This is a genomic window from Pseudomonas sp. DWP2-2, from assembly GCF_049897065.1.
Lineage (GTDB): Bacteria > Pseudomonadota > Gammaproteobacteria > Pseudomonadales > Pseudomonadaceae > Aquipseudomonas > Aquipseudomonas paracarnis.
This window is the reverse complement of sequence record NZ_JAFCVN010000001.1, coordinates 67,464-78,769: the sequence shown is the minus strand read 5'-3', so window position 1 is coordinate 78,769 and position 11,306 is coordinate 67,464. Positions and strand designations below refer to the sequence as shown.

Genomic DNA, 11,306 nt, shown 5'->3' with positions numbered 1-11,306 from the left:
AGCTTGTTCCGGTTGGAAAAAGGCTGTCGGGAAAGCCATTTTGCGGACTGCAAGCTATTGGACGGTGTGAAGGTCAAATGTGGGAGCTGGCTTGCCTGCGATAGCATCACTGCGGTCTGACTGATAGACCGAGGTGCCTGCATCGCAGGCAAGCCAGCTCCCACACAAGCCAGCTCTCCCCGAGGTATTAGCGCGGCGCGGAAACCACCAGCATCTGCCCTGGTTTCAATGCCTGGCCGGTGCGCGGGTTCCAACGCTTGAGATGTTGCATCTCGACATTGAAACGCTTGGCCACCATGTACAGCGAGTCACCTTTCTTGACCTTGTACTGCACCGGTTTTTTCGCCGCGACTTTACGCGTGTCCTGCATCACCAGGGTCTGGCCGACCTTGAGGGCCTGGCCGTTGAGCTTGTTCCAGCGCTGCAGGTCATGCACATCGACCTTGTTGGCCTTGGCGATCAGCGTGAGGTTGTCGCCACTGCGTACCTTGTAGCTTCGGGTACGCCCTGCGACCGCCTTGGTCTCGACTTCGTCGAATACCGGCTTCTTGGGGCGCATGCTCAGCAACTCTTCCGGCTTCATCGTCGAAAGGGTGCTGGTCAGCAGTTGGGCCTTGGAGGTCGGCACCAGCAGATGCTGGGGGCCGTCCAGGGTGGTGCGTTGTTTCAAGGCCGGGTTGAGCTGAAACAGTTCGTCTTCGTCGATCTCGGCCAGCGCGGCAACCCGTGACAGGTCCATGCTTTGCTTGACTTCAACGACCTCGAAGTACGGCGTGTTGGCAATCGGGTTCAGGTTGACGCCGTAGGCTTCGGGCGCCAGTACCACCTGGGACAAGGCCAGGAACTTGGGCACATAGTCCTTGGTTTCCTGGGGCAGGGGCAGGTTCCAGTAGTCGGTGGGCAGGCCGAGCTTTTCGTTGCGCTCGATCGCCCGGCTGACGGTGCCTTCGCCGGCGTTATAGGCCGCCAGGGCCAGCAGCCAGTCGCCGTTGAACATGTCATGCAGACGCGTCAGATAGTCCAGGGCGGCGGTGGTGGAGGCGGTGATGTCGCGGCGGCCATCGTAGGCGCGGGTCTGGCGCAGGTTGAAGTAGCGCCCGGTGGAGGGAATGAACTGCCACAAGCCCACCGCATCGCTGCGCGAATAGGCCATCGGGTTGTAGGCACTTTCAATCACTGGCAGCAGCGCCAGTTCCAGGGGCATGTTGCGTTCTTCAAGGCGTTCGACGATGTAATGAATGTAGAGGCTGCCGCGTTCGCCGGCATTCTCCAGAAAGGAGGGGTTGCTGGCGAACCACAGGCGCTGTTGCTCGATGCGCGGGTTGACGCCGACACCGTCCTGCAATTGAAAGCCCCGACGCATGCGTTCCCAGACGTCCTGGGGTACTTCGGGGCTGGGCTTCTCTGATAGCCAAATAGGTTTTTGCTTGATCTTGGCAGCAAGATTCGGTTTGGGTTGCACGGTGGATTGTGCAGCGTAATGAGTCGATTGGCAGCCCGCCAGAGTTGCGGAAACGGCCACCGCCACGGCTTGAGCCAGGCGGGTCAATGCGTCTGAAGAAATGGATTTACGAATAGATGACGACATTGGCTGGAAGTAAGTTCCGGGCAAAAATGTCGGGCGATTCTAGAAAGCGCTTTGGTTCCGGTCAACCATTCAGAAATTACGTATCAGATTGCATCTGGTTAGAACTTATCTTTCCAAGCCCTCAAGCTAGCAAACACCTCGGCCCCAGAGCGGTTGTCGCGGCCGTTCCGTTCGTCCGCTTTTTGTTTAACGGATGTTTCAGCGGTGCGCAGAAAAGGGTTAGTACGTTTTTCCAGGGCCAGGTTGGAGGGCAGCGTCATCTCGCCACGGGCGCGAAGTTGGGCGACATTTTCCACACGTTCGGCGATGTCGGCATTGTGCGGTTCCACGGCTTGGGCAAATTTCAAGTTACTTTGCGTGTATTCATGGGTGCAGTACACCTGCGTATCGGCGGGCAGGGCGGCCAGGCGTTCCAGAGAGTTGTACATCTGTTCGGGTGTACCTTCGAACAGGCGACCGCAACCGGCGGCGAACAAGGTATCGCCACACAGCAATACGCCTTGGTGATAAAAGGCGATGTGGCCGAGGGTGTGGCCTGGCACGGCGTACACGTCGAAGTCCCAGCCCAGCACGCGGATATGGTCGTTATCGTGCAAGGCCACATCCCGCGCCGGGATCTTTTCGTTGGCAGGGCCATAAACCTTGGCGCCGGTGGCATTTTTCAGTTGCTCGACACCGCCTACATGATCATGGTGATGATGGGTAACCAGTATGTCGCTGAGGCGCCACTCGGCATTCTGCTTGAGCCAGGCCAGCACTGGCGTGGCATCGCCGGGGTCGACCACGGCGCAGCGCTGGGTCGTAGGGTCTTGTAACAACCAGATGTAGTTGTCGGTAAAGGCGGGTAGGGCACTGATCTGTATCATTCTTCGATTCGCCAAGCTGAACACATTGGTGCATCTTAGAACGTCTAGGCGAGTTGGAGAATGCAATGACTGATAAAGCGTTCGCCCAGGCCGATCCTGAGTGGCTGGCCCTGATCAGCGCGGCCCGCGAATGGTTGTCCGGGCCGATTGGGCAGTTTTTGCTGGAAGAAGAGCGGCGCATGCTCGAAGACGAGCTGGGCCGGTTCTTTGGTGGCTACTTGGTGCATTACGGACCGTCGGCCGACACGCCTCCATCGGCGCCGCAGGTGCAACGCAATGTGCGCCTGGGTGCACCGTTGCCGGGAGTGGAGATCGTCTGCGAGGAACAGGCCTGGCCCTTGAGCGAACACGCCGCCGATGTGGTGGTGTTGCAGCACGGCCTGGATTTCTGCTTGTCACCCCACGGTTTGTTGCGCGAAGCGGCGAGCAGCGTGCGCCCTGGTGGGCATTTGCTGATTGTCGGCATCAACCCCTGGAGCAGTTGGGGCCTGCGCCGTGTGTTCGCCCATGACGGACTGCGCCAGGCGCGTTGCATCGCGCCATCGCGTGTGGGCGACTGGCTCAACCTGCTGGGCTTCGCGCTGGAGAAACGCCGCTTCGGGTGCTATCGTCCGCCGCTTGCGACTGCCAAGTGGCAGGGCCGTCTGGCCGGTTGGGAACGCCGGGCAGGAGCCTGGCAGCTGTCGGGTGGCGGCTTCTATTTATTGGTCGCACGCAAGATCGTGGTCGGTCTGCGACCGTTGCAGCAAGTGCGCCGCGAGCCGATCGGCAAGCTCGTGCCGATGCCGTTGGCCAAGGTCAACCGCGAACAAGGCGAACCGTAAAACCTCTTTTTGATTTCAGGCCGAATAACCGATGACCGATAGCGTAGAACTCTTCACCGATGGCGCCTGCAAAGGCAACCCGGGCCCAGGCGGCTGGGGCGCCTTGCTGGTGTGCAAGGGCGTGGAGAAGGAACTGTGGGGCGGCGAAGCCAATACCACCAATAACCGTATGGAATTGATGGGCGCCATTCGCGGCCTCGAAGAACTCAAGCGGCGTTGCAACGTACTGCTGGTGACCGACTCGCAATATGTGATGAAGGGCATCAACGAGTGGATGGTCAACTGGAAAAAACGCGGCTGGAAAACGGCGGCCAAGGAGCCGGTCAAGAACGCCGACCTGTGGCAATTGCTCGATGAACAGTGCAATCGTCACGACATCACCTGGAAATGGGTACGCGGGCACATCGGCCATCCTGGCAACGAGCGCGCCGACCAGTTGGCCAACCGTGGCGTGGATGAAGTGCGCGGCTACAAGCAGAGCTGAATCAGCGACACCGCGGCGGCCGTTCGAGCCGCTGCTTCACCGCCGCCATTGCGTGTGGCGAATCTACCAGCACGGCATTGAGCTTCAGGCAGGCATACTTTGGCCTGATCACAAAGATGCCGTGAGTGTTGTCGCTTACAGAGCCAGGATTGCACGGGCGAGTTGTTCGTCCGTGCATCGCAGGTCCACTCTTGTCTGGCGAATATGCCGCAAGGCTGACTCCAACTGGACACCGCGTATTGCACCTTCGCTTGCGACAAACGATGCGGCATCGGCCTTGGCCGCCAGCACAATCTTGTCGTCCTTGAAGCTGCTGCTGGTGCCGCCCGTGGCACTCATCGACAGGCTCACCAAGGCGTCAGTGGTCATCACGAAACTGGTGGCTTGCGCACCGGCAGCGCTGAACAGGCAGGGGATGAACAGCCATTTCAGGTTGAACATGAGTCAGTGAATTCCGTATCTGGAGGAGGCGCGCAGGTTAGCGACGAGGGACGTAGAAAACCGCAGCAAGTTTGCGAAACCTTGTAAATAACTGTTGGGTGTCCACCGGGGGTTGGGTGCCATGGGCGCTTCGTTTACAGAGCGTGCTAATATCCCGCCCCTTGAACTGTACCGAACCGTTGAGAGCTGAACCCTGATGGCCATCCGATCTGTTGTACTCGATACCGAAACCACCGGCATGCCGGTGACCGATGGTCACCGGATCATCGAAATCGGCTGTGTCGAACTGATGGGGCGCCGCCTGACCGGCCGCCACTTCCACGTCTACCTGCAACCGGACCGCGACAGTGACGAGGGCGCGATTGGCGTCCACGGCATCACTGACGAATTCCTCAAGGGCAAGCCGCGCTTCGCCGAAGTGGCCGATGAGTTCTTCGAATTCATCAATGGCGCCCAGTTGATCATCCATAACGCGGCGTTCGACATCGGCTTCATCAACAACGAATTTGCCCTGATGGGGCAGACTGACCGTGCGGACATCTCCCAGCACTGTACGATCCTCGATACCTTGATGATGGCCCGCGAGCGTCACCCGGGCCAGCGCAACAGCCTCGATGCCTTGTGCAAGCGCTATGGCGTCGACAACTCCGGCCGTGAACTCCACGGCGCCTTGCTTGACTCCGAGATCCTGGCCGACGTTTACCTGACCATGACCGGCGGGCAGACCAGCCTGTCCCTGGCCGGTAATGCATCCGATGGCAGCGGTTCGGCGGAAGGGTCGGGCAACCGCCCTTCGGAAATCCGCCGCTTGCCAGCTGATCGCAAGCCGACGCCGATCATCCGTGCCAGCGAGCAGGACCTGGCCGAGCATGCGGCAAGGCTGGAGGCGATTGCCAAGGCAGCCGGTGCGCCGGCGTTGTGGACTCAACTCACTCAGCAATAACCGCTCATGTAGGAGCAGGCTTGCAGCCATGGGTACTTACACAGTTGCATCTGTGGCGAGGGAGCTTGCTCCCGTGACGGCCTGCCAGCCAACACCTATCTACCTGACGCTGCGCGATCAAACTGTGGGAGCTGGCTTGCCTGCGATAGCGGCCTGCCAGCCAACGCCTATCGACCTGACGCCCCGCGATCAAATTGTGGGAGCGGGCTTGCTCGCGAATGCGGCCTGACAGTCAACACGGTTGGATTGGGTGCATCTCCATTCCTGCGGTAACGGCCCCTCAGCGTTCCGCTCTGACAGCGGGTCACTTTGGAAAAACCGGAGTGCCGGCCCAGCCCACCGACATTTGGATTGCGGAGCCTCAGGTAGATAAGTGTCGGCTGGCAGGCCGTCATCGCAGGCAAGCCAGCTCCCACAGTTTGATCGCGGGGTGTCAGGTAGGTATGGCCCGGCAGGCGGGCCGTCACGGGAGTAAGCTCCCTCGCGACAGGTTCAGCCCCGTACCGAAGTTATATAAATACCTCTCGACCACCTGTGAAATCTTCATTCGCCACTTTTGCTTCCAGCTTCTACCCTTGTGCAAAGCCTCCGGAGTAAGAGTGCTCATGTACAAAGACCTGAAGTTCCCCGTTCTGATCGTGCACCGTGACATCAAGGCCGACACCGTTGCCGGTGACCGGGTTCGAGGCATCGCCAGGGAGTTGGAACAGGAGGGCTTCAGTATTTTTTCTGCGGTGGACTACGCCGAGGGGCGGCTAGTGGCCGCTACCCATCACGGCCTGGCCTGCATGCTGATCGCCGCCGAAGGCGCTGGGGAAAACACCCATCTGCTGCAAAACATGGTTGGGCTGATTCGCTTGGCGCGGCTGCGTGCCCCCAACCTGCCGATCTTTGCGTTAGGCGAGCAAGTCACCTTGGAAAACGCGCCCGCCGATGCCATGAGCGAGCTCAACCAGCTGCGCGGCATTCTTTATCTGTTCGAAGACACCGTGCCGTTTCTGGCGCGCCAGGTCGCCCGCGCCGCACGCACGTACCTGGATGGCCTGTTGCCGCCGTTCTTCAAGGCGCTGGTGCAACACACCGCCGATTCCAATTATTCCTGGCACACCCCCGGTCATGGCGGTGGCGTGGCCTATCGCAAAAGCCCGGTGGGGCAGGCGTTTCATCAGTTCTTTGGGGAAAACACCCTGCGCTCTGACTTGTCGGTGTCGGTGCCCGAACTGGGCTCGCTGCTCGATCACACCGGGCCTTTGGCCGAAGCCGAGGCACGCGCCGCGCGCAACTTTGGCGCCGACCATACGTTCTTCGTGATCAACGGCACGTCCACCGCCAACAAGATCGTCTGGCATTCCATGGTGGGGCGCGATGACCTGGTGCTGGTAGACCGCAATTGCCATAAGTCGGTGTTGCATTCGATCATCATGACCGGCGCGATCCCGCTGTACCTGTGCCCGGAGCGCAACGAGCTGGGGATCATCGGCCCGATCCCCCTGAGCGAATTCAGCCCTGAGTCGATCCGCGCCAAGATCGACGCCAGCCCCTTGACCCGTGGGCGACCACCGAAAGTGAAATTGGCGGTGGTGACCAACTCCACCTATGACGGCCTGTGTTACAACGCCGAACTGATCAAGCAGCAACTGGGCAACAGTGTCGAGGTGCTGCATTTTGATGAGGCCTGGTATGCCTACGCCGCCTTTCACGAGTTCTTCGCCGGGCGTTATGGCATGGGTACCTCGCGCACGCCGGACAGCCCCTTGGTGTTCACCACCCACAGTACGCATAAGTTGCTGGCGGCATTCAGCCAGGCGTCGATGATCCACGTACAGGACGGCGGCGCACGGCAACTGGACCGTGACCGCTTCAATGAAGCCTTCATGATGCATATCTCCACCTCGCCGCAATACAGCATCATCGCGTCGCTGGATGTGGCCTCGGCAATGATGGAAGGCCCGGCCGGGCGCTCGCTGCTTCAGGAAATGTTCGACGAGGCCTTGAGTTTTCGTCGCGCCCTGGCCAACTTGCGCCAGCATATCGCGGCGGAAGACTGGTGGTTTTCCATCTGGCAGCCACCCTCGGTCGCGGGTATCGACCGGGTCGCCACTGCGGATTGGCTATTGCACCCTGGGGATGAGTGGCATGGCTTTGGCGACGTTGTTGAAGACTACGTGCTGCTGGACCCGATCAAAGTCACACTGGTGATGCCTGGCCTCAACGCCGGTGGGGCATTGAGCGAGTGTGGGATTCCCGCTGCAGTGGTCAGCAAGTTCCTCTGGGAGCGCGGGCTGGTGGTGGAGAAGACTGGGCTGTATTCGTTTCTCGTGCTGTTTTCCATGGGCATTACCAAAGGTAAATGGAGCACCTTGCTCACCGAGCTGCTGGAGTTCAAGCGTAGCTACGATGCCAATGTCAGCCTGGCCACTTGCTTGCCGTCGGTGTATGCCCAAGGCCCGGCACGTTATCAAGGCCTGGGGCTGCGCGACCTTTGCGACCAGTTGCACAGCTGTTACCGTAGCAATGCCACGGCCAGGCACCTCAAGCGTATGTATACGGTATTGCCGCAAATCGCGATGAAACCCGCCGATGCCTACGACCAGTTGGTCAGGGGCGAGGTGGAGGCGGTCTGCATCGATGCCTTGGCAGGACGCATCGCCGCTGTAATGCTGGTGCCTTACCCGCCGGGCATACCACTGATCATGCCCGGCGAACGCTTCACCGAGTCAACACGTTCAATCATCGATTACCTGGCATTTGCCCGCACGTTCGATAGCAGTTTCCCCGGTTTTGTCGCGGATGTGCATGGGCTGCAACACGAAGATGACGGCAGTGGCCGTCGTTATACCGTCGACTGCATCAAGGGTTAAGGAAGTCTATGCAAGCTGTAATGAACCCGAAGTATCCAGGGCTCAGTGTGCGAGTCGCCGACGAAGGTTTTGACGCCTATGTGTGGGGCAATGATTTCAGCTTTGAAGTCAGTGCCTATGGGGTGCCGCAAATGGGCCAGCGCGTCGAACAATGGCCGGTGGAAAAAGTGCTGCCGTACCGCAAGTGCTATGGCATCGACCCGGAAGAATTCGCCAGTTTTCGTGATGCCGCCGACAGCTCGATCTTCATGGCGTACCTGGATGACCGCGCAGTGGGGCATATCGTGGTCAGCACCAACTGGAACGGTTTCGCCCATGTTGACGAGTTGGCCGTGGCGTTACCGGCGCGCCGACATGGCGTGGCCAAGTCGTTGTTGGACGTGGCGCAGTTCTGGGCCCGCAAGAAGAACCTGCCGGGCATGATGCTTGAGACCCAGAACAACAACCTCGGCGCCTGTCGCCTGTATGAGCGTTGTGGCTATGTAATGGGCGGCATCGATCAACTGCGTTATCGCGGGATTGACCCGCAAACCCGCGAGGTCGCGATTTTCTGGTATCGGTTGTTCAAGGCGCAAGTGGAGGCTGTCTGACCCCTGTAGGCGCGAGCTTGCTCGCGAAAAACGCCAAGGCGCCGCGTTGCATAAGGATGAGCGTGTGATCGTTCACGTTCTTCGCGAGCAAGCCCGCTCCTACGGGGACTTGGTGTCGTTGCCAAGCAGGCTTTCGGCTTTCTGGATGACGATTTCCAGCAGCGCATTCAATGCCGGGGAGGGCGCAGCGTCTTTCAAGGTCAACGCATACAGGCTGACCACTATCGGTGGTGACACCGGGCACGCATCAAGCCCGGACTCTCGTGCACCCAAGGCAGTGAACGGGTCGACAATCGCCAGGCCTTCTCCGGCCTCCACCAAGCCGCGCATCATCGGGTAGGTTTGCACCCGCGTCTGCACCACGGGCAGCGGCCGCAGGGCGTGCAGCTTGGCATCCAGCAAGCGGCTGAGCGGGTCATGGCCTTCAAGGCCGATCAGGGACTGGCCGGCCAACTCCTGCAGCGCAATGTATTTTTGCTTGGGCTTGAGCCAGCCATGGGGGGCCAGCAACTGCAATTTGCCTTGGGCCAGCACCGTGCTCTGGATCTGTGGATGTTCTGGGTCATGCAGGCTCAGGCCCACATCGGCTTCATGCAACAGCAGGCTGTTGATGATCTCGCCAACTGGCTGGCTCGACAGGTTGCACGGCATGTCCTGGAAGCGTCGACGCAGTGCAGCAATGCTCTGGGGCAACAGTTGGTTGGCCAACGGCGGCGTGCACAGCGCGCGCAGGGGCGGCGCATGATGGTGTTTCAAGCGGCTGGCAAGGCGTTGCAACGGCTCCAGGGCTTCATACAGAGCAGTGATTTGTGCCTGCAATTCCAGGGTTTCCCGGGTGGCCTGCAAACGCCCGCGCACGCTGGCGAACAGCATGAAGCCCAATTGCTGCTCAGCGTCCTTGAGAGTGGCGTCTACTTCGCCCACGGGGAGTTGCAACCACTCGGCGGCGGTGCCGAGGTGGCCGGTCTGCAAGATGGCCTGAATCACTTCGATATGACGTAAACGCATGGCCGGAGTCTATGTGCAGTGCGCAGGGGATTCAATGGCGCAGGCCTTCGTGCGCAAAAAAGACTGCCGGGGTCGTCCCTGCCTATGGCGCTCAGCCAGGACCCCATTAGAATGGCGGGTCCGATCAGCAACGACCCCTGCCGGTTTCCCGGTACTTAAAATAAAAAACAGGTCTGGTCTCATATGCCTCTACCCTCGACTTTCTTCGGGGTAACGGCCAAGCAACTCGTGGTCCTGGTGACCGTGGGAGGCCTGGCGGCTTACTTCTTCAATCATCAGGATGAACCGACGCCGGACAATCTTGCACTGGAAGCCTTTATTCGCTCCCAGCAACAGGTGGGCGAGCAGGTGGGCGCAGTTGTGGGGATCACCCTGGTCAGGGAGGTGGAGGCTTACCCCGCGTACAATGCGGCAGGTTACAAGCGTTCGATGTTTACCGTGCAAGGGGAGCACGGCCAGGTGCTGGTGACGCTCAAGCAAGACGAGCAGGGCATAGAGGTGACGCAGATCCGCCGCCCATGAACGTCCCCAGCCCAGTCCCCAGGACTGAGCAGGTGAACAAGGCAAGCGCTTACGATGCCAGAGTGGTTTCGGACTCGCGCACGAGAATGGTGCCCGACTGGATCAGTTTGAATTCATCACCTTCCAGCTTTTCTACACGGTCGCCAATGGCCAGCTTGTAGGTCGTGGTGGGCGTCGATCCGGCCAGGTCGCCTTGCGCCGGGTTGGATTCCTGAAACTCATGCACCGAATAAACGCGGCCTTCCGCGTCTCTGGCATGAAACTGTCCAACAAGTACTGCAGCCATCTGTTTAGAACCTCTGGAGATAAACACTCGATTTGCGGTTCTGTAGACCGTCAGGGAGCGGGGTAGTTTACCTATAAGAAAAAAATACTATTCGCTGATATTTTCAGACGCTTCCTACGCAAGTGCTTGCACGGAAAACGGCGAGGGAATCCGCACAACCCTCTGGTGAACGCGTCGCGAAGCCTCTATAACTACAAGCTCCTTTATTCAGAAGTCGGGAAACCTCAATGAGCAAGGTCTACACGATTGCCGTCCTGGTGGGCAGCTTGAGAAAAGAGTCGATCAACCGCAAGGTCGCCCTGGCCCTGGCCGAACTGGCCCCAGCCAATCTCAAGTTGAACATTGTTGAAATCGGCGACTTGCCGCTCTACAACGAGGACATCGACGGTGCAACTCCGCCCGCAGCCTACAGTACTTTCCGCAAACAAGTGAGTTCATCCGACGCGGTGCTGTTCGTCACCCCCGAATACAACCGCTCCGTGCCGGCGGCCTTGAAAAATGCCATTGACGTAGGCTCGCGCCCATACGGACAGAGCGCCTGGAGTGGCAAGCCGGGGGCGATCATCAGCGTGTCGCCGGGTGCCATTGGCGGCTTTGGCGCCAACCACCATTTGCGCCAGTCCCTGGTGTTCCTGGATGTGTGGTGCATGCAACAGCCGGAAGCCTATCTGGGCGGGGCAGGCAGTGTGTTCGATGAGGCGGGGAAGGTGTCGGACAAGACCAAGCCGTTCCTGCAGGCATTCATCGATGCCTACGGCAAGTGGGTGGAAAAGCAGAAAGGCTGAAATTAGCCCGGCACCTGTAGGAGCGAGCTTGCTCGCGAAAAACTCGACGACAACGCGTTCATTCAGGATGTCAGCGTTACCGTTAGCGATCTTCGCGAGCAAGCTCGC

Annotated in this window: 12 protein-coding genes; 7 read left to right on the top strand and 5 right to left on the bottom strand. The window is 59.6% G+C overall.

Annotated features, from left to right (window positions below):
- Positions 1 to 187: 187 nt before the first annotated feature.
- Both ACP7CZ_RS00295 and gloB read right to left on the bottom strand, forming a co-directional pair.
- Entirely contained in the window at positions 188 to 1,588 is a 1,401-nt protein-coding gene (locus ACP7CZ_RS00295) for a transglycosylase SLT domain-containing protein (RefSeq protein WP_181125340.1), read from the bottom strand.
- A gap of 98 nt (positions 1,589 to 1,686) precedes the next feature.
- Positions 1,687 to 2,454: a hydroxyacylglutathione hydrolase gene (gene gloB / locus ACP7CZ_RS00290; RefSeq protein ID WP_034126075.1), complete on the bottom strand. Its 768-nt coding sequence runs from the start codon at positions 2,452 to 2,454 to the stop codon at positions 1,687 to 1,689.
- A gap of 65 nt (positions 2,455 to 2,519) precedes the next feature.
- Here gloB and ACP7CZ_RS00285 point away from each other — a divergent pair, with 65 nt between their 5' ends.
- Positions 2,520 to 3,278: a class I SAM-dependent methyltransferase gene (locus ACP7CZ_RS00285; protein WP_034126074.1), complete on the top strand. Its 759-nt coding sequence runs from the start codon at positions 2,520 to 2,522 to the stop codon at positions 3,276 to 3,278.
- 31 nt (positions 3,279 to 3,309) lie between these two features.
- The gene (rnhA, locus tag ACP7CZ_RS00280; RefSeq protein ID WP_003173571.1) at positions 3,310 to 3,762 is read left to right on the top strand and encodes a ribonuclease HI; all 453 of its coding nucleotides are present in this window, start codon (positions 3,310 to 3,312) and stop codon (positions 3,760 to 3,762) included.
- A 135-nt stretch (positions 3,763 to 3,897) separates the two neighbouring features.
- Here the strand turns inward: rnhA and ACP7CZ_RS00275 are convergent, their stop codons facing one another.
- Complete coding sequence (locus ACP7CZ_RS00275) at positions 3,898 to 4,203, bottom strand: DUF2388 domain-containing protein (RefSeq protein WP_054897498.1); 306 nt, start codon at positions 4,201 to 4,203, stop codon at positions 3,898 to 3,900.
- Between the two features lie 202 nt (positions 4,204 to 4,405).
- On the opposite strand from ACP7CZ_RS00275, the gene dnaQ reads away from it, so the two are divergent.
- The 3 genes from dnaQ (at position 4,406) to ACP7CZ_RS00260 (ending at position 8,597) form a co-directional block, all read left to right on the top strand.
- Positions 4,406 to 5,146: a DNA polymerase III subunit epsilon gene (gene dnaQ / locus ACP7CZ_RS00270; RefSeq protein WP_164692278.1), complete on the top strand. Its 741-nt coding sequence runs from the start codon at positions 4,406 to 4,408 to the stop codon at positions 5,144 to 5,146.
- A gap of 605 nt (positions 5,147 to 5,751) precedes the next feature.
- Positions 5,752 to 8,007 carry an Orn/Lys/Arg decarboxylase N-terminal domain-containing protein gene (locus ACP7CZ_RS00265; protein ID WP_252950881.1) on the top strand — a complete coding sequence of 752 codons (2,256 nt, stop codon included), beginning with the start codon at positions 5,752 to 5,754 and terminating at the stop codon, positions 8,005 to 8,007.
- Between the two features lie 20 nt (positions 8,008 to 8,027).
- Positions 8,028 to 8,597, top strand: a complete 570-nt coding sequence (locus ACP7CZ_RS00260) for a GNAT family N-acetyltransferase (RefSeq protein ID WP_019820276.1) — start codon at positions 8,028 to 8,030, stop codon at positions 8,595 to 8,597.
- Between the two features lie 99 nt (positions 8,598 to 8,696).
- Here the strand turns inward: ACP7CZ_RS00260 and ACP7CZ_RS00255 are convergent, their stop codons facing one another.
- A complete protein-coding gene (locus ACP7CZ_RS00255; RefSeq protein WP_054897501.1) occupies positions 8,697 to 9,605 on the bottom strand; it encodes a LysR substrate-binding domain-containing protein in 909 nt (302 codons plus the stop codon).
- A gap of 183 nt (positions 9,606 to 9,788) precedes the next feature.
- Between ACP7CZ_RS00255 and ACP7CZ_RS00250 the strand changes: the two genes are divergently transcribed.
- Positions 9,789 to 10,127, top strand: a complete 339-nt coding sequence (locus ACP7CZ_RS00250; protein WP_014718262.1) for a hypothetical protein — start codon at positions 9,789 to 9,791, stop codon at positions 10,125 to 10,127.
- A gap of 49 nt (positions 10,128 to 10,176) precedes the next feature.
- Here ACP7CZ_RS00250 and ACP7CZ_RS00245 read toward each other — a convergent pair whose 3' ends face one another.
- A complete protein-coding gene (locus tag ACP7CZ_RS00245; protein ID WP_032874044.1) occupies positions 10,177 to 10,413 on the bottom strand; it encodes a hypothetical protein in 237 nt (78 codons plus the stop codon).
- A gap of 227 nt (positions 10,414 to 10,640) precedes the next feature.
- On the opposite strand from ACP7CZ_RS00245, the gene ACP7CZ_RS00240 reads away from it, so the two are divergent.
- Positions 10,641 to 11,198, top strand: a complete 558-nt coding sequence (locus ACP7CZ_RS00240) for an NADPH-dependent FMN reductase (RefSeq protein WP_003190705.1) — start codon at positions 10,641 to 10,643, stop codon at positions 11,196 to 11,198.
- Positions 11,199 to 11,306: the final 108 nt, after the last annotated feature.

Bases quoted from the DNA above. Each gene is read 5' to 3' on its own strand.
- ACP7CZ_RS00245 (WP_032874044.1), bottom strand. From the start codon at position 10,413: ATGGCTGCAGTACTTGTTGGACAGTTTCATGCCAGAGACGCGGAAGGC.
- ACP7CZ_RS00255 (WP_054897501.1), bottom strand. From the start codon at position 9,605: ATGCGTTTACGTCATATCGAAGTGATTCAGGCCATCTTGCAGACCGGC.
- ACP7CZ_RS00250 (WP_014718262.1), top strand. From the start codon at position 9,789: ATGCCTCTACCCTCGACTTTCTTCGGGGTAACGGCCAAGCAACTCGTG.
- gloB (WP_034126075.1), bottom strand. From the start codon at position 2,454: ATGATACAGATCAGTGCCCTACCCGCCTTTACCGACAACTACATCTGG.
- rnhA (WP_003173571.1), top strand. From the start codon at position 3,310: ATGACCGATAGCGTAGAACTCTTCACCGATGGCGCCTGCAAAGGCAAC.
- ACP7CZ_RS00295 (WP_181125340.1), bottom strand. From the start codon at position 1,588: ATGTCGTCATCTATTCGTAAATCCATTTCTTCAGACGCATTGACCCGC.
- ACP7CZ_RS00285 (WP_034126074.1), top strand. From the start codon at position 2,520: ATGACTGATAAAGCGTTCGCCCAGGCCGATCCTGAGTGGCTGGCCCTG.
- ACP7CZ_RS00275 (WP_054897498.1), bottom strand. From the start codon at position 4,203: ATGTTCAACCTGAAATGGCTGTTCATCCCCTGCCTGTTCAGCGCTGCC.
- ACP7CZ_RS00265 (WP_252950881.1), top strand. From the start codon at position 5,752: ATGTACAAAGACCTGAAGTTCCCCGTTCTGATCGTGCACCGTGACATC.
- ACP7CZ_RS00240 (WP_003190705.1), top strand. From the start codon at position 10,641: ATGAGCAAGGTCTACACGATTGCCGTCCTGGTGGGCAGCTTGAGAAAA.
- ACP7CZ_RS00260 (WP_019820276.1), top strand. From the start codon at position 8,028: ATGAACCCGAAGTATCCAGGGCTCAGTGTGCGAGTCGCCGACGAAGGT.